The sequence below is a fragment of the Ferrovibrio sp. genome, assembly GCF_029255545.1.
In the GTDB taxonomy this organism is placed as follows: domain Bacteria; phylum Pseudomonadota; class Alphaproteobacteria; order Ferrovibrionales; family Ferrovibrionaceae; genus Ferrovibrio.
Genome location: NZ_JANLJJ010000020.1, coordinates 12,535 through 28,802, shown reverse-complemented (window position 1 = coordinate 28,802; position 16,268 = coordinate 12,535). Strand labels below are relative to the sequence as shown.

General features: G+C 66.9%; 19 protein-coding genes. 15 read left to right on the top strand and 4 right to left on the bottom strand.

The window, feature by feature from the left end; genetic code table 11:
- Positions 1 to 462 (top strand): TIGR00282 family metallophosphoesterase (locus tag Q1J79_RS03180; protein WP_300296382.1); only part of this gene is annotated, 462 nt, incomplete at its 5' end.
- 8 nt (positions 463 to 470) lie between these two features.
- Positions 471 to 1,076 carry a uracil-DNA glycosylase family protein gene (locus Q1J79_RS03175; RefSeq protein WP_300296380.1) on the top strand — a complete coding sequence of 202 codons (606 nt, stop codon included), beginning with the start codon at positions 471 to 473 and terminating at the stop codon, positions 1,074 to 1,076.
- Here Q1J79_RS03175 and Q1J79_RS03170 read toward each other — a convergent pair.
- The 3 genes from Q1J79_RS03170 to Q1J79_RS03160 all read right to left on the bottom strand — a co-directional run bounded on the left by Q1J79_RS03170 (position 1,057) and on the right by Q1J79_RS03160 (position 2,656).
- Positions 1,057 to 1,539 carry a PAS domain-containing protein gene (locus tag Q1J79_RS03170; protein ID WP_300296377.1) on the bottom strand — a complete coding sequence of 161 codons (483 nt, stop codon included), beginning with the start codon at positions 1,537 to 1,539 and terminating at the stop codon, positions 1,057 to 1,059. The two genes, Q1J79_RS03175 and Q1J79_RS03170, sit on opposite strands and share 20 nt — an antisense overlap.
- Positions 1,536 to 2,036 (bottom strand): PAS domain-containing protein, encoded by a 501-nt coding sequence (locus Q1J79_RS03165; RefSeq protein ID WP_300296374.1) that lies wholly within the window; start codon positions 2,034 to 2,036, stop codon positions 1,536 to 1,538. The genes Q1J79_RS03170 and Q1J79_RS03165 overlap by 4 nt, the downstream gene beginning before the upstream one ends.
- Positions 2,037 to 2,098: 62 nt before the next feature.
- Positions 2,099 to 2,656 carry a hypothetical protein gene (locus tag Q1J79_RS03160; RefSeq protein ID WP_300296371.1) on the bottom strand — a complete coding sequence of 186 codons (558 nt, stop codon included), beginning with the start codon at positions 2,654 to 2,656 and terminating at the stop codon, positions 2,099 to 2,101.
- 259 nt (positions 2,657 to 2,915) lie between these two features.
- Here Q1J79_RS03160 and Q1J79_RS03155 point away from each other — a divergent pair, with 259 nt between their 5' ends.
- The 13 genes from Q1J79_RS03155 (at position 2,916) to ftsH (ending at position 15,568) form a co-directional block, all read left to right on the top strand.
- Positions 2,916 to 3,665 carry a YebC/PmpR family DNA-binding transcriptional regulator gene (locus Q1J79_RS03155; RefSeq protein ID WP_300296369.1) on the top strand — a complete coding sequence of 250 codons (750 nt, stop codon included), beginning with the start codon at positions 2,916 to 2,918 and terminating at the stop codon, positions 3,663 to 3,665.
- Positions 3,666 to 3,701: 36 nt separating this feature from the next.
- Positions 3,702 to 4,232, top strand: a complete 531-nt coding sequence (gene ruvC, locus Q1J79_RS03150) for a crossover junction endodeoxyribonuclease RuvC (RefSeq protein WP_300296368.1) — start codon at positions 3,702 to 3,704, stop codon at positions 4,230 to 4,232.
- Positions 4,229 to 4,846 (top strand): Holliday junction branch migration protein RuvA, encoded by a 618-nt coding sequence (gene ruvA / locus Q1J79_RS03145; RefSeq protein WP_300296366.1) that lies wholly within the window; start codon positions 4,229 to 4,231, stop codon positions 4,844 to 4,846. Before ruvC ends, ruvA begins: the two co-directional genes overlap by 4 nt.
- Complete coding sequence (gene ruvB, locus Q1J79_RS03140; protein WP_300296364.1) at positions 4,843 to 5,910, top strand: Holliday junction branch migration DNA helicase RuvB; 1,068 nt, start codon at positions 4,843 to 4,845, stop codon at positions 5,908 to 5,910. The genes ruvA and ruvB overlap by 4 nt, the downstream gene beginning before the upstream one ends.
- Positions 5,903 to 6,328: a YbgC/FadM family acyl-CoA thioesterase gene (locus Q1J79_RS03135; RefSeq protein ID WP_300296363.1), complete on the top strand. Its 426-nt coding sequence runs from the start codon at positions 5,903 to 5,905 to the stop codon at positions 6,326 to 6,328. The genes ruvB and Q1J79_RS03135 overlap by 8 nt, the downstream gene beginning before the upstream one ends.
- A gap of 33 nt (positions 6,329 to 6,361) precedes the next feature.
- Complete coding sequence (gene tolQ, locus Q1J79_RS03130; protein ID WP_300296361.1) at positions 6,362 to 7,099, top strand: protein TolQ; 738 nt, start codon at positions 6,362 to 6,364, stop codon at positions 7,097 to 7,099.
- 58 nt (positions 7,100 to 7,157) lie between these two features.
- Positions 7,158 to 7,550: a protein TolR gene (gene tolR, locus Q1J79_RS03125; protein ID WP_367182954.1), complete on the top strand. Its 393-nt coding sequence runs from the start codon at positions 7,158 to 7,160 to the stop codon at positions 7,548 to 7,550.
- Between the two features lie 86 nt (positions 7,551 to 7,636).
- The gene (locus Q1J79_RS03120; RefSeq protein WP_300296357.1) at positions 7,637 to 8,593 is read left to right on the top strand and encodes a hypothetical protein; all 957 of its coding nucleotides are present in this window, start codon (positions 7,637 to 7,639) and stop codon (positions 8,591 to 8,593) included.
- Positions 8,594 to 8,654: 61 nt separating this feature from the next.
- Entirely contained in the window at positions 8,655 to 9,962 is a 1,308-nt protein-coding gene (tolB, locus tag Q1J79_RS03115) for a Tol-Pal system beta propeller repeat protein TolB (protein WP_300296523.1), read from the top strand.
- Positions 9,963 to 10,338: 376 nt separating this feature from the next.
- On the top strand, positions 10,339 to 10,848 hold the full coding sequence (pal, locus tag Q1J79_RS03110) for a peptidoglycan-associated lipoprotein Pal (RefSeq protein WP_300296520.1): 510 nt from the start codon (positions 10,339 to 10,341) through the stop codon (positions 10,846 to 10,848).
- 243 nt (positions 10,849 to 11,091) lie between these two features.
- A complete protein-coding gene (gene ybgF, locus Q1J79_RS03105) occupies positions 11,092 to 12,189 on the top strand; it encodes a tol-pal system protein YbgF (RefSeq protein WP_300296355.1) in 1,098 nt (365 codons plus the stop codon).
- Positions 12,190 to 12,202: 13 nt separating this feature from the next.
- Positions 12,203 to 13,480 carry a tRNA lysidine(34) synthetase TilS gene (gene tilS / locus Q1J79_RS03100; protein WP_300296354.1) on the top strand — a complete coding sequence of 426 codons (1,278 nt, stop codon included), beginning with the start codon at positions 12,203 to 12,205 and terminating at the stop codon, positions 13,478 to 13,480.
- A gap of 156 nt (positions 13,481 to 13,636) precedes the next feature.
- Entirely contained in the window at positions 13,637 to 15,568 is a 1,932-nt protein-coding gene (ftsH, locus tag Q1J79_RS03095) for an ATP-dependent zinc metalloprotease FtsH (protein ID WP_300296353.1), read from the top strand.
- Positions 15,569 to 15,707: 139 nt separating this feature from the next.
- Here the strand turns inward: ftsH and Q1J79_RS03090 are convergent, their stop codons facing one another.
- On the bottom strand, positions 15,708 to 16,151 hold the full coding sequence (locus Q1J79_RS03090; protein ID WP_300296351.1) for an Lrp/AsnC family transcriptional regulator: 444 nt from the start codon (positions 16,149 to 16,151) through the stop codon (positions 15,708 to 15,710).
- Positions 16,152 to 16,268: the final 117 nt, after the last annotated feature.

The following is a 16,268-nucleotide window of genomic DNA, read 5'->3' as shown; positions in this document are numbered from 1 at the left end:
ATGGGCCGCGTGTTCATGGACCCGCTGGACGATCCCTTCGCCGCCGTGGATGCCGAATTGCAGAAATACCGCATGGGGGCGGGCATCGATGCCGCCATCGTCGACATCCATGGCGAAGCGACCTCGGAGAAAATGGCGATGGGCCATTTCTGCGATGGCCGCGTGTCGCTGGTCTGCGGCACGCACAGCCATGTGCCCACGGCGGATGCCCAGATTCTTCCGAAGGGCACGGCCTACCAGACTGATGCCGGCATGTGCGGCGACTACAATTCGGTGATCGGCATGGACAAGGCCGAGCCGCTCAACCGCTTCACCCGCAAGGTGCCCGGCGGCCGTTTCGAACCGGCCAATGGCGATGCCACGCTCTGCGCCGTGTATGTTGAAACCGACGACCGCACGGGCCTTGCCACCCGCATCGCGCCGCTGCGGCTGGGCGGCCGGCTGCAGCAGGCCACGCCCTGACATCTGCCATGGCGCCGCGTCGCTTCGATGCCCTGCTGGGCGAAGTGCGCGATTGCCGCCATTGTGAAGCGCATCTGCCGCTCGGGCCGCGCCCCGTGGTGCGCATGCGGCCAGGCGCGCGGTTTTTGATCATCGGCCAGGCGCCGGGCACGAAAGTGCATGAAAGTGGCCTGCCGTGGAACGACCGCAGTGGCGACGTGCTGCGCGGCTGGCTCGAGATGGATCGCGACACGTTCTACGACGCCGCGCGCATCGCCATCATGCCGATGGGCTTCTGCTATCCCGGCCGCGACCCGAAAGGTGGCGACAACCCGCCACGGCCGGAATGCGCGCCGCTGTGGCATCCGCGCCTGCGGCCGCTGCTGCCCGATATCCGCCTCACCCTGCTGGTCGGGCAATATGCCCAGATGCATTACCTGAATACGCGGCGGCAGAAGACGATGACCGAGACGGTGCGGCATTTCCGCGACTATCTTCCGGATGGCTTCTTTCCGCTGCCGCATCCCAGCTGGCGCAACACCGCCTGGCAGAAACGTAACCCCTGGTTCGCTGCCGATGTGCTGCCCGCGTTGCGCCGCGCGGTGCGGGCATGTTTCACGACCGATGCGGGATGAACTCGATCAGGCAGAACAGCATGTCGATGCTGCGGCCATCGGCCGCCAGCGGCATTACCATGTCGACGACCGACAGGTAATCCTTGTGCGGGCCGATATAGGGCACGCGGTTCACGGTGGGTTCGCCGCCATCGCTTACCCTTTGCAGGCTGGACCAGATTTTCGCCGGCGGCCGTTGGTGCGGCAGCTGACTCATGCGCAGGCCGGTATAGCGGCCGTTCATCATCGCATCCACCTGGGTGCCGATCAGGCGATAGCGGAAGTCCAGCGGCCAGTCCGGCTCGCTCCCGCGCAGCACATCCATCAGCACCAGATGCGGCAGCAGCGGCGTGATCATGGCCGGATCGATGTCGTGCCGCGCCGGCATCGCGCGGTCGCCGCGGATCACGTTCCAGTAATCGAAGCCGCGCAGCAGCAGCGACGTCGCGCCATCCTGTACCAGCCTGTCGCGTAGGGTGGTCACGGCTGTTGCGGGTCTTCAGCCGGGATCGGAGCCAGGCCCTGCCGTGGCACGAAATCGACGAAGTTCAGCAGCATGTCGACATGGTCTCCGTCACGCGACAGCGGCGTGATCAGGTCCTGGGCGGCAAGGAAATCCTTGTGCTGGCCGATATAGGGCACCTGGGTGATCAGCGGCGTGCCGCTTTGCACCACGATGGTGAAATTCTCCCACATCCGGCTTGGCGCCTTCTGGTGTGGAATCTGGCTCATGCGCAGGCCGGCATAACGCATGGTCAGATGCGCCTCCACCGCGCTGCCCATCAGTCGGTAGCGGAAATCCAGCGGCAGGCCGGGCTCGACATCGCGCAGCACCTCCAGCAGCACCACATAAGGCAGCAGCGCGGGCATCTCGATCGGATCGATATCGGCGCGGGTCGGCATGCGCTTGCCGGCCCGTTTGGCATCCCAGTAGCGATAGCCCTGCTGCAGCAGAAAGGTGGCGCGGTTCAGATCGAGCATGCCGCTGGATGTTAGGCCGTGTTTGCCCGGTTTGTCGCGGTTGAACGCCGTCGCGCCAGGTGTCAGCCCAGTTGCGTTGAGCCCAGTTGCGTGAAGGGCGGCGTGCCGTCCTGCAGGCGGACCGGCGGGGCGAGATCGACGCAGACCAGCAGATGGTCGACGGTCTCGCCGTCATCGGCCAGCGGCAGCACGATGTGGTAGACGCCGCCGACATCGCGGCTGCGGCCCACATAGGGCACCACACCCTTGACCGGGGCACGCGCATCGACCGCGGCCGAGAGATGGTCCCAGACCAGGCTGGGCGACCGCTGGTGCGGCACCTGGCTCAGTGTCATGCCGGTATAGTCGGTGTTGAGGATCGCCTGGATGCGGCTGCCGATGAGCTTGTAGCGGAAATCCAGCGGGTCGCGGGCCACGCTGAACAGCAGGGTCTGCGCATGCAGCAGACCGGGATGGCGCTCGTCCAGGCCGCGCCGGGCCGGCATTTCCGCTCTGCCGCGGGCCGCCAGCCACAGGGCATAGGCCTGGTTCAGCAGGGCGGATTGCGGATAGCCGGGCAGTCCGGATGACGGCGCAGACGCCGTGCCATGCAGAACTGCCAGATGCAGGAGGTCGTTCATGCCCGTCTTGATATGGGATTGATTGGATTGCGTTAATTGGAGCATGCCGGAATCGGCCTACCCGGACTGGCGACAGGCAAATTGTATGGGCTGGAAACTCTTCCCGCAATGGTTTTAGGGCCGCCGGGCCGGTGCTGCGGCTTGCAATTGCCCCGGCGCGGCTTTATCCGGGCGGCCTGCCCGGCTGCCGATGGTGGCCGAAATATGCTAAACATACCCGATTCGTTTGCTTTTTCACGATCATCCACAGGTTCAGGTCATGGCCGGCCATTCCCAGTTCAAGAACATCATGCATCGCAAGGGCGCCCAGGATGCCAGGCGCGCCAAGGTCTTCACCAAGCTGATCCGCGAGCTCACCACGGCGGCCCGCATGGGCCAGCCGGATCCGAACACCAATCCGCGCCTGCGCGCCGCCATTCAGGCCGCGCGCGCCGCCAACATGCCGAAGGACACGGTCGATCGCGCCATCAAGCGCGGCGCGGGCGCCGAGGGCGCCGACAATTACGAGGAGGTGCGCTATGAGGGCTACGGCCCAGGCGGCGTCGCCGTGATCGTCGAGGCCCTGACCGACAACCGCAACCGCACGGCGGGCGAAGTTCGAGCGGCCTTCTCCAAGAATGGCGGCGCCCTGGGCGAGACCAACTCGGTCGCCTTCATGTTCGACCGCGTCGGCGAGATCATCTTCCCGGCTTCTGCCGCCACGGCCGAGGCTTTGTTCGAGGGCGCGCTGGAAGCCGGCGCCGAGGATGTGCAGTCCTCCGACGAGGAGCATGTCGTGACCTGCAACCAGGATGATTTCGCCCAGGTGCGCGAGGCGCTGGAAAAGGCCTTCGGCGACCCGAAATCGGCCAGGCTGGTCTGGCGTCCGAAGACCACCACGCCGGTGGATGGCGAAAAGGCCGAGACGCTGCTGAAGATGATCGAGGTTCTGGAAGACTCCGACGACGTGCAGACCGTCTACGCCAATTTCGAGATGTCGGAAGACGAGCTGCGCAAGCTCGCTAGCTGACGCGCCGCAGGCAGAAGGAGCGGATTGGGCCAACACATGCGCATCATCGGACTCGATCCGGGCCTGCGTGCCACCGGCTGGGGCGTGATCCTCGCCGAGGGCAACCGGTTGAGCCATGTGGCGCACGGCACCATCCGCACCAACCCCGACGACGAACTGGCCGCCCGCCTGCGCACCGTGCATGACGCGCTGTCCGAAGTGCTGGCGACATGGCAGCCGCAGGCCGCCGCCGTGGAAGAGACTTTCGTCAACAAGAACCCGTCCTCCACCCTGAAACTTGGCCAGGTGCGTGGCGTCGTGCTGCTGGCGCCGGCCCAGGCCGGGCTGCCGGTCGCGGAATACGCGCCCACCGTGGTGAAGAAGGCGGTGGTGGGCACCGGTGCGGCCGATAAGGACCAGGTGCATGCCATGGTCAAGCGGCTGCTGCCCGGCGTGACAGTCGCCGGCGCCGATGCCTCGGATGCGTTGGCCGTGGCGATCTGCCACGCCCATCATGCCGCCTCGGCGCGGCGCGTGCTGGCAGCGGAAGCCGCGATCATGCGGGCGCAGGAGAGAGCGGCGCGATGATCGCCAAGCTCAGCGGCCTGCTCGATTCCGTCGGCGATACCGCCTGCATCCTCGATGTCGGCGGCGTCGGCTACCAGGTCTTCTGCTCGGCCCGCACCCTGCGCGCCCTGCCGCGCCCGGGCGAGGCGACGCGGCTCTATATCGAAACCCATGTGCGGGAAGACCATATCCATCTTTATGGTTTCCTCTCCGAGGCCGAGCGCGGCTGGTTCAACCTGCTGCAGACCGTGCAAGGCGTCGGCGCGAAAGTCGCGCTCGGCATCCTCTCGGCCCTGTCGCCCGACGAGCTGTTCCGCGCCATCGCCAGCGCCGACAAGACCATGCTGAACCGCTGCGACGGCGTGGGCCCGAAGCTGGCCGTGCGGCTGATCACCGAACTGAAGGACAAGGTGGGCGGCATCGCGCTGGGGCCGGTGGCGCAGGGTGCGGCCGGCGAAGCCTTGGCGGCCGGTTCCGAAACCGGCCCGGTCGCCGATGCGCTCTCCGCCCTGGTCAATCTGGGCTACAAGCGGGCCGAGGCCTTCGGCGCCGTCACGACGGCGGCGCGCAGCATGGGTGATAAACCTAACGTGCAGGATCTGATCCGCGCGGGCCTGAAGGAGCTGGCGCGATGAGCGGCGCGGCCAATGCGGATCGCCTGATATCCGGCGGCAAGGCCGAGGGCGACGACTTCGAGCGCCATCTGCGGCCGCAGCAGCTCGGTGATTTCATCGGCCAGGCCCGGGCGCGCGAAAACCTCGACATCTTCATCCAGGCGGCCAAGAACCGCGGCGAGGCACTGGATCACGTGCTGCTGCATGGCCCGCCGGGCTTGGGCAAAACCACGCTGGCGCAGATCGTGGCGCGCGAACTGGGCGTCAGCTTCAAGGCCACCTCCGGCCCGGTGATCGCCAAGGCCGGCGACCTCGCCGCCCTGCTGACCAACCTGGAAGCGCGCGACGTGCTGTTCATCGACGAGATCCATCGCCTCAACCCGGCGGTGGAGGAAATCCTCTATCCGGCCATGGAGGATTTCCAGCTCGACCTGATCATCGGCGAAGGCCCCTCGGCGCGCAGCGTGCGCATCGACCTGCCGCCCTTCACCCTGGTCGGCGCCACCACGCGCTCAGGGCTACTGACCACGCCGCTGCGCGAACGCTTTGGCATTCCGCTGCGGCTGAATTTCTACGAGGTCGAGGAACTCGAGCTCATCGTGCGGCGCGGCGCCCGCATCCTGGACCTCGAGCTGGACCCCAGCGGCGCGCGTGAAATCGCCCGCCGCGCCCGTGGCACGCCGCGCGTGGCCGGGCGGCTGCTGCGCCGGGTGCGCGACTTCGCCGCCCATGCCAGGGCGAAGGTGGTGGATGCCGCCACCGCCGATGCCGCCCTGCTACGGCTGGAGGTCGATGCCCGTGGTCTGGACGCCATGGACCGGCGGTATCTGAATGTGATCGCCCGCGATTTCTCGGGTGGCCCGGTGGGGGTGGAAACCATCGCCGCCGCTTTGTCCGAGCCACGCGACGCGCTGGAAGACATCATCGAGCCCTACCTGATCCAGCAGGGTTTCCTGCAGCGCACGCCGCGCGGCCGCCTGCTGACGCCTGCCGCCTTCGGCCATATCGGGCTGACGCCGCCGGGAAACTATCTTGGCGGCCTGTCGGCAAACCAGCTCGATCTTCTGGGAGACGATGATGCCTGAAACGCCTCATCGTTATCCCCTGCGGGTGCAATGGGAAGACACCGATGCCGCCGGCATCGTGTATTACGCCAATTACCTGCGCTTCATCGAGCGCGGCCGGTCCGACCTGCTGCTGCAGCATGGCATCGACCAGCACGGCCTGATGAACGAGCCGGGCGGGGTGGCCTTCGCCGTGCGCGCCTGCAACGTGGACTATCTGAAGCCGGCCCGGCTGCACGAGGAACTGGTGGTGACCACCAGCATCACCGAGCTGCGCGGCGCCAGCCTGACCGCCCGCCAGGATGTCTGGCGCGGCGAGGATTTGCTGGTTCGGGCCGAAATTCGACTGGCCTGTATCGACCGTGATGGCCGCCCGCGCCGGGTGCCGCCACGGGTTGCCTCGGTTTTCGCCACACTTTCACCAAATTTATCGCATTGATCTGCTAACTCCTCACGGAAGGACTCGAAACTTATGGACAGGACCGTCAGCGCCATGCCGCTCGGGGGCTCGGCCGCAGCCACCGACCTCTCGCTCTGGGCGCTTTTTCTGCAGGCCGACTGGATCGTCAAGGCCGTCATGCTCATGCTGGTCCTGGCCTCGTTCTGGTCATGGGCGATCATCTTCGACAAGCTGATCAAGATCCGGAAGGTGATCTCGGATACCGACAAGTTCGAGAACGACTTCTGGTCGGGCGGCTCGCTGGATGCCCTCTACGACCGGCTCTCGATCGCCGGCCCGCAGCATCCGATGGCGGTGCTGTTCGTCGCCGCCATGCGCGAATGGCGCCGCTCCACCGAGCGCGGCCTGGTGCGCGGCAAGCATGGCCTGGGGTCGCTGCAGGTCCGCATCGGCCAGGTCATGCGCGTCTCCATCGACCGCGAGATGGAGCGCCTGGAGCGGTATCTCGGCTTCCTGGCTTCCGTGGGTTCGGTGTCGCCCTTCGTCGGCCTGTTCGGCACGGTCTGGGGCATCATGAATTCCTTCCACGCCATCGCCTCGTCGAAGAACACCTCGCTGGCCGTGGTGGCGCCAGGCATCGCCGAGGCGCTGTTCGCCACGGCGCTCGGCCTGCTGGCGGCGATCCCGGCGGTGATGGCCTACAACAAGTTCTCCAACGACCTCGGCCGGCTCAATGTGCGGCTGGAGGGGTTCGCCGGCGAGTTCTCGGCGCTGATGTCGCGCCAGCTCGACGAAGAAGAGGCGGCCTGACATGGCCATGCAGATGGGCGGCGGGTCCACCCGCGGCGGCCGGATGAGGCGCCGGCCGATGTCCGACATCAACGTGACGCCGCTGGTCGACGTCATGCTGGTGCTGCTGATCGTGTTCATGGTGGCCGCGCCGCTGCTCACCGTCGGCGTGCAGGTTGACCTGCCCAAGACCCAGGCGGCGGCCATCCAGGGCCAGGACGAGCCGTTGAGCGTGACGATCGATTCCAAGGGCGTCATTTACCTTCAGGAAACGGTCGTCGAGCTAGACCAGCTGGTGCCGCGTCTGCAGGCGGTTGCCGGCGGCGCGCCCGACCGCCGCATTTTCGTGCGCGGCGACCAGGCGATCAATTACGGCAAGGTGCTGGAGGTGATGGGTCTGATCAATGCCGGCGGGTTCACCAAGGTGGCGCTGGTTGGCAATCCCCCCGCCGCCGCGGCGCCGCGGCGTTGATTGGGAAACTGGCGCCGGGCGGCGGCACGGGCCGCTGACCGGACAGACAGAGTAGAGACAGACAGGGCAGAGGTTGAGTTAGACGCGTGCAACGCTCCTCGTACATATTTTCGGCCAGTCTGCATGCCGGCCTGATGGCGGTGGCGATTTTCGGCCTGCCCTACTGGGAGCCCCAGCGCGAGCTGGAGCCGCCGGTGATCCTGGCTGAATTCGCGCCGATCGCCGACAAGACCAACGTGCCCAAGCCGCAGCCCAAGGCGATCGAGAGCAAGGCCGAGCCGAAGGACGAGCCTGTCCCCGAGCAGAAGGTCGAACCCAAACCCGAACCGCCCAAGCCGCAACCGCAGGCCGTGGCCCCGCCGCCGCCGCCGCCGCCGCCCACGCCGGAGCCGCCCAAGCAGGCTGAGGCGCCCAAGCCCGCGCCGATGCCTGAGCCCGAGCCGTCGCCCAAGCCGGTGCCCAAGCCCAGGGAAGTCGTCGAAACCCCCGAGCCGCCGAAGGTGGCCGAGAAGCCGAAGCCGCAATCCAAGCCGGCGCCGCCCAAGCCGGCCCAGCGCACGGAAGAGAAATCCAAGGCGCCCAGCTTCACCGACGTTGCCGCCCTGGTGAACAAGATGAAGGCACCGCCGGCCGCGCAGCCGCAGCAGGCGCCGCAGACCGCCTCGCGCACGCCGCCGGCCGCCGCGCCGCGCGCCGAGGGGCCGTCCAATCCCAACCTGCCGATCTCAATGAGCGAGAAGGATTTCATCCGCAAGCAGGTCGAGGACAAATGGCAGTTCGATATCGGCGCCAAGGATGCCTCGAACCTGATCGTGCGCGTCCGCTTCAGCCTCAATCCCGATGGCTCGCTGCGCAATCAGCCGGAAATCGTCGATACCGCCCGCATGTATCTGCCGGGCCAGGAAAGCTATCGCTCGGCCGCCGAATCGGCGCGCCGCGCCGTGCTCAAGGCGGCACCGTTCCAGCTGCCGCCGGGCGACAAGGACAAATGGGGCCAGGAAATCATCCTGAATTTCGATCCGAGACAGATGCTGGGTGGCTGAACAGATGACGGAGACCATGATGAAGCGGAAGCCGATCCTTCCGGTCGCAGGCCTGCTCGCGATGCTGGCAATGCTGACTGTCGCATTGCCGCTGCAGGCCGCAGTCGAGATCGACGTGACGCGCGCAAACGTAAAGCCGGTGCCGATCGCGATCTCCGACCTCGATGGCGATAATCCGCAGGCACTCAAGCTGGGCGCCGATGTCGCCCGCGTCGTGCGCGCCGACCTCGAACGCTCCGGCCTGTTCAAGCCGGCCGATCCGCGCGCCCATCTGCAGACGCCGGCCGCGATGCGGGTGCAACCGCGCTTCCAGGACTGGCGCGTGATCAACGTCGATGCGCTGGTCAACGGCCGCATCGAGATGCAGGCCGATGGCCGCCTGCGTGGCGAATTCCGCCTCTGGGACGTTGCCGCCGAGCAGCAGATGACCGGCCTGGCGCTGTTCACCACGCCGGACAACTGGCGCCGCCTGGCGCACCTGATCGCCGACGCGATCTACAAGCGCGTCACCGGCGAGGATGGTTATTTCGATACCCGCATCGTCTATGTCGCCGAAAGCGGCCCGGCCGACCGCCGCGTCAAGCGGCTCGCGATCATGGATCAGGATGGCGAGAACCATCGCTTCCTCACCGATGGCCGCTATCTCGTGCTGACGCCGCGCTTCAGCCCGAGCCAGCAGGAAATCACCTATCTCAGCTATTTCAACGACAAGCCGCGCGTCTATCTGTTCAACATCGACACCGGGCAGCAGGAACTGGTCGGCGATTTCCCCGGCATGACCTTCGCGCCGCGCTTCTCGCCCGATGGCAACCGCGTGATCATGTCGCTGGCGGTCGACGGCAATTCCGATGTCTACATGATGGATCTGCGCACGCGACAGCGTTCGCGTCTCACCGCCGATCCGGCGATCGACACCTCGCCGTCGTTTTCGCCGGATGGTCGCCGCATCACTTTCAACTCCGACCGCGGCGGCGCCAAGCAGATCTACACGATGAATGCCGATGGCACCGACCAGCGCCGCATCAGCTTCAACCAGGGTCGTTATTCCACGCCGGTCTGGTCGCCGCGCGGCGACCTGATCGCCTTCACCAAGGAAGGCGGCGGGCAGTTCTCCATCGGCGTGATGCGGCCCGATGGCAGCGGCGAACGGATTCTCTCCACTTCGCCGCTGGTGCAGGAGGCGCCGACTTGGGCGCCGAACGGCCGTGTGCTGATGTTCTACCGGGAGAATCCGCCCGATGCGCGTGGCCGCGGCCAGCGGGTTCGTTTGATCTCCATCGACCTGACCGGGTATAACGAGCGGGAAATTCCCACTCCGATCGATGCTTCCGACCCAGCCTGGTCGCCGCTGTCGACCCTGATCCGGTAGGGCGCTACGCTGCCTCGGAGACCAATCAGCCTGCTTTTCTGGCCTCTGTTGCAGAAATGCCGCAGGGGCCGGTTTAGTCTTTACAAGCCTTTACGCCTATTGATTCACGAAAAACCCGTGGATATAGTTGATTTTGACGCAATGGCTTGAGCCATTGGTTCCGGCAACGTTTGCGCTGGGAAGACGATTAGGACTCTGTCCCGAACAGGACCCTGTCCCAACATTGTCTGCCAGCAGCCCGCGCGCCGGCAAAACCGGTGGTTTGTCAGACGCTTTGTTTTGGGTGTCGGGATTCGACCCCGGGATGAAACGCAAGTTTTCTTTGGTCGTTCAGGTATCTGATCTCACTCTCGAAACCCTTGGAGGGATAAAAAAAATGCGCCTCAACACCTTCGGCTCCAAGTTCGTGGCCGTCGCCGCTGTGGGCCTGCTTCTCGCCGCCTGCGAAACGGCTCCGAAAACCGACTCCACCGCCGGTGGCGCTGGTCAGACCCGCGCAGCGACCGCTCCGACCACCAGCATCTCGCCGGGCACCGTGCAGGACTTCCAGGTCAATGTCGGTGACCGCGTGTTCTTCGACTATGACAAGTTCGAAGTGAAGCCGGCCGGCAAGGCCACCCTGGACAAGCAGGCCGCTTGGCTGAAGCGCTATGGCCAGTGGAAGATCGTGGTCGAGGGTCACTGCGACGAACGCGGCACCCGCGAGTACAACCTTGCGCTCGGCGAGCGCCGCGCCAACGCCGTCAAGTCCTACCTGATTAACCAGGGCATCCCGGCGAACCGCGTCACCACGATCTCCTACGGCAAGGAGCGTCCGGTGGCCCTCGGTTCGAACGAGGCCGCCTGGGCCCAGAACCGTCGCGGCGTGACGGTCCTGTCGAACTAATTCAGCCCGGGCGGCGCAAGCCGCCTGCGGATGAAGGTTCTAGGAACACCCGCTTCGCCCTGGCTTCCGGCCAGCGGCGGGCGGGTGTTTCTTTTTTATGCGCCAGAGTTTCTTTTGTGCGCCAGACATGCCGCCGGCCGCCATTTTCCCGGCCGCCGGCGCCAGTTGCGGGACGCCACGCTTTTGACGTAAACCGCGATAAGATCGTCTTATTCACGTGATCGCTGACCTCGGGGTTCCGCCATGGCCGCGCCCATCGCCATCCGCCTTCTGCCTGTCCTGACTCTGCTTGCCGGCTTCGCCCTGCCGGCCGCCGCCCAGGACGCCCAGACGCTCGACCGCCTCAACCGGCTGGAAAACGACCTGCGCACCTTGCAGCGCCAGGTCTATCGCGGTGGTTCCGCTCCCTCGGGCTCGGGTGCCGTGTCCAGCGTGCCGCTTTCCGATGGCGGCGACAGTTCCAGCATCGCCAACCGGCTGAACAGCCGCATCGACGAGCTGGAAAACCAGATCCGCGAACTGACCGGCCGCTTCGAGCAGGTCGAGTTCAATTCCAGCCAGGCCAACCGCCGCATCGACAAGCTGGTCGAGGATGTCGATTTCCGCCTGACCCAGATCGAACGCGCCGGATCACAGCCCGGTGCGCAGCCCGGCCAGGCGGCCGGCAGCGTCGAGCAGGTCAGGCCTCCGGCCGCCACCCCGGCCGCCGGTCCCCAGCCTGGCGGGCCCCAGTCTGGCGGGCCCCAGTCTGGCGGGCAGGTGGCGCGCGGCTCGACCTCGTCGACCCCGGGCCAGGCGCCCAGCAAGGAAGGCGTGCTCGGCTCGATGCCGGCCGATGCGCAAGGCCGCCCGCTGCCCGGCAATGCGCCGGCCACCGCCCAGTCGCCAGCCCAGCAGACCGCCCGCGCGCCCACTGCGCCGGCCGCTGCCAGCGCCAAGGCCAGGCTGCCGGCCGGTTCGCCGCAGGAGCGCTACAACTACGCCTACAAGCTGCTGGTGCAGAGCGACTATGTCGATGCCGAGGCCGCCTTCCGCGAATTCCTCGCCGCGCATCCGAAAGACCCGCTGGCCGGCAACGCGCAATACTGGCTCGGCGAGACCTATTACGTGCGCCAGCAGTATGAGCCGGCCGCCCAGGCCTTCCTGCAGGGCTACCAGGGTTATGGCAAAAGCGCCAAGGCGCCCGACAGCCTGCTGAAGCTCGGCATGTCGCTGGCGGCGATGAAGAAGAATCCGGAAGCCTGCGCGGCGCTTGGCCAGCTGGCCAAGGATTTCCCTAACGCGCCGCAGCATGTGAAGGACGCCGCCACCCGCGAACGCGGTAAGATCGGCTGCAGGTAAGCCTGTATTCATCATGCAGGCCCTGAGCACAGCCGCTTTCGGCCGTCTGCTCGGGCCTTTGCTGCCGCCTGGCGCGCAGAGCATCGCCGTCGCCGTGTCGGGCGGCGCCGACAGCATGGCGCTGGCGCTGCTGGCAGCCGACTGGGCGGCTAGGAAGGACATCCGCGTCATCGCCTTCACCGTCGATCACGGCCTGCGCCGGGAGGCCGCCGCCGAAGCCAGGCAGGTCTCGCGCTGGCTCAAAGCCATGCGGATTCCCTGCCGCATCCTGACCTGGCGCGGCGCCAAGCCAACCGCCAACCGCCAGGAAGCCGCCCGCGAGGCGCGCTACGGCCTGCTGCGCGCGGCCTGCGCGAAAGACGGCATCCGCCACCTGCTGTTGGCGCATCATCGCGAGGACCAGGCCGAGACCCTGCTGCTGCGGGCGATGCGCGGCTCGGGCGTCGACGGGCTGGCGGCGATGGCGCCGGTTCGTGTGCTGGATGCGGATTTCATCCTGCTGCGGCCGCTGCTCGATATGCCGAAGGCGCGGCTGGTCGCGACCCTGAAAAAACGCGGCCAGCCCTGGATCGAGGATCCGAGCAACGCCAATCCGGCCTTTGCCCGCGTGCGGGTGCGAAAGGCGCTGGACGATCTGAGCGGCAGGGATGCCGCCGCCCGCGCCGAGCTCGTGGCGCATCTGGCGCTGACCGCGCGCAACCTGGCCCGCGCCCGTGCCGCCCTGGAAGCCGGCGCCGATGACCTGCTGCGCCGCATGGCGCGGCTTGAGCCCGTGGGCGGCATCGCCTGGCTCGACGGCGCGCTGCTGAAAACCGCCGATGACGAGATCGCCCTGCGCGCGCTGGGGCAGTTGCTGCAGCGCATCGGCGGCGATCCGCTGCCCGCCCGGCTGGAGCGGCTGCAGCGCCTGCTGGCCGGCCTGCGCGCGACCAGGCCCGCGCCGGCCACCCTGCAGAACTGCCTCCTGCGACCCGACAAGACGACCGGCCGCATCCTGGTCTGCCGCGAGGCGCGCCACCTGCCGCCGCCGCTGAAACTGACGGCCGGCCTTGATGTCGTCTGGGACGGCCGCTTCCGCGTCGCGGTCGCAACCGCCGACAGCATTCCGCGTGGCCTGACGCTTGCTCCCCTGGGCCGCCATCGTCCCGATGGCGTCGCCGCCGCGGTTCCGCCGGCCGCCTGGCCGGCCCAGCCGGCCCTGTGGCGCGGCGCGCGCCTGCTGGCGGCGCCCGGCCTGGCCTGGGGCGCGCTGCCGCCCGGCCTGGCTGTAACATTCGGAAAGCCCTGGTGAACGGGATTCCGTCGCCGGTAACCGCTTGTTTAGCGGCGCGGGGGTCATATCTATGGTTTGGTGACGGGGAAATCGGCTAAGGTTTCCGCGAGGGGTTTTCCGGTCTGGCCGCAGGCATTCTGCGCCGGCCCGTCAGGTGAAAAGGATTTGGCTTCCGTGAACATGTTCGGTCGTAATCTGGCGCTTTGGGTGATCATCGGCCTGCTGGTCGTGGCACTCTTCAACCTGTTCCAGGGCCCGTCGGTGCGCACCGGCAGCCAGTCGATTGCCTATTCCGATTTCCTCAACGACGTCACCAACGGCCAGATCACCGACGTGGCGATCCAGACCGGCAACAACACGGTCACCGGCCATTTCCGCGATGGCCGCGCCTTCACCACCTATATCCCGAACGACCCGACGCTGGTCTCCAGGCTGACCGAGCGCGGCGTGCGCGTCACCGCGACGCCGCCCGAGGAAGGCAACCCACTGTTCAGCATCTTCATCTCTTGGTTCCCGATGCTGCTGCTGATCGGCGTGTGGATTTTCTTCATGCGCCAGATGCAAGGCGGCGGCGGCAAGGCGATGGGCTTCGGCAAGTCCAAGGCCCGCCTGCTGACCGAGAAGCATGGCCGCGTCACCTTCGAGGACGTCGCCGGCATCGAGGAAGCCAAGTCCGAGCTGGAAGAGATCGTCGAATTCCTGCGCGACCCGCAGAAATTCCAGCGCCTTGGCGGCAAGATCCCCAAGGGCTGCCTGCTGGTCGGCCCGCCCGGCACCGGCAAGACGCTGCTGGCGCGCGCCATCGCCGGCGAGGCCAACGTGCCGTTCTTCACCATCTCGGGCTCCGACTTCGTCGAGATGTTCGTCGGCGTCGGCGCGTCCCGCGTGCGCGACATGTTCGAGCAGGCCAAGAAGAACGCGCCCTGCATCATCTTCATCGACGAGATCGACGCGGTCGGCCGCCATCGCGGCGCCGGCCTGGGCGGCGGCAACGACGAGCGCGAGCAGACGCTGAACCAGCTGCTGGTCGAGATGGACGGCTTCGAGGCCACCGAGGGCGTCATCCTGATCGCCGCCACCAACCGCCCCGACGTGCTCGATCCGGCCCTGCTGCGTCCCGGCCGCTTCGACCGCCAGATCGTGGTGCCCAATCCCGACATCGTCGGCCGCGAGCAGATCCTGCGCGTGCATATGCGCAAGGTGCCGCTGGCGCCCGACGTGGAGCCCAAGATCATCGCCCGCGGCACGCCCGGCTTCTCCGGTGCCGACCTGGCCAACCTGGTCAACGAGGCGGCCCTGCTCGCCGCGCGGCGCAACCGCCGCGTCGTTACCATGGCCGATTTCGAGCATGCCAAGGACAAGGTGATGATGGGCGCCGAGCGCCGCTCGATGGTGATGGGCGAGGAGGAAAAGCGCCTCACCGCCTATCACGAGGCCGGCCACGCCCTAGTGTCGCTGTTCATGCCGAAATGCGATCCGCTGCACAAGGTCACCATCATCCCGCGCGGCCGCGCCCTGGGCGTTACCATGTCACTGCCCGAGAAGGACCGCCTCTCGATGTCGCAGCTCGAGATCGAATCGCGCCTGGCCATGACCTTCGGCGGCCGCATCGCCGAGGAGATCATCTTCGGCAAGGAAAACATCACCACCGGCGCCTCCAACGACATCCAGCAGGCCACCGGCCTGGCCCGCCGCATGGTCACCGAATGGGGCATGTCCGACAAGCTCGGCCGCCTGCGTTACTCGGATAACGAGGAAGAGGTGTTCCTCGGCCATTCCGTCACGCAGCGGAAAAACGTGTCGGATGCCACCGCCAAACTGATCGACGAGGAAATCCGCCGCATCATCGACGAGGCCGAAGGCGCCGCCCGCCGCATCCTCACCGAGCACCGCGCGGACCTCGACACGCTGGCCCAGGCCCTGCTCGAATACGAGACGCTCTCGGGCGACGAGGTGAAGGCGCTGCTGCGCGGCGAGGCGATCATCCGCCCCGACGACAAGCCGTCGTCGCCTTCGGGCGATACCGGCCCGCGCTCCGCCGTGCCGACCTCCTCGCGTGGCGGCAAGCCCGGCCCCTCGGGCCTGGAACCGGTCCCCGGCGCGTAAGCATACATCCCATCGTCACCCCGGGCCCGGCGGCTTTGCCGCCTTACATATAATTTAGCGCAAAGCGCGACCGGCCCCGGGCCCCTTCAAAAATACCGGCAGTCATGGCGGGCGTTTTCGTTTCTCAGGCCGGTTCTTCTCAGGCTGGCCCGAGCGGCGGCAGGCGGCGCGGCACGGTATGCGCCTTCACGATGGCGGTATTCGTCTCGGCCTTGTCGCTGATGCGGTCCAGCAGCGTGTCGAGCGCGTCGATGTTGCGCACCACCATGCGGGCGATGAAGCAGTCATCGCCGGTCACCTTGTCGCATTCGACGATCTCCGGAATCTGCGCCAGCAGCTCCTGCACGCGCTGCAGCTTGCCGGGCAGGGGGCGGATGCGGACCATGGCCTGCAGCGGATAACCCAGCGCGGTGGGGTCGACATCGATGGTGAAGCCGCGGATCACGCCGCGCTCCTCCAGCCGCTTCAGCCGCTCGGCCGCGCTGGGCGAAGACAGGCCAACCGCCGCCGCCAGCTCCTTCAGACTCATGCGCGCATTCCGCGCCAGCGCGCTGACGATGCGGCGGTCGATGGTGTCCAGCATGCTTTTTCCTTTCTTAAGATTTTGGCCCGTTCCACCTTTATCTATTAGGACAGATTGGCATTCTGTCTACGGTGTCTTATGCCATTTCCGGCTCATGCCTGCCATTCTCCGGCCCGG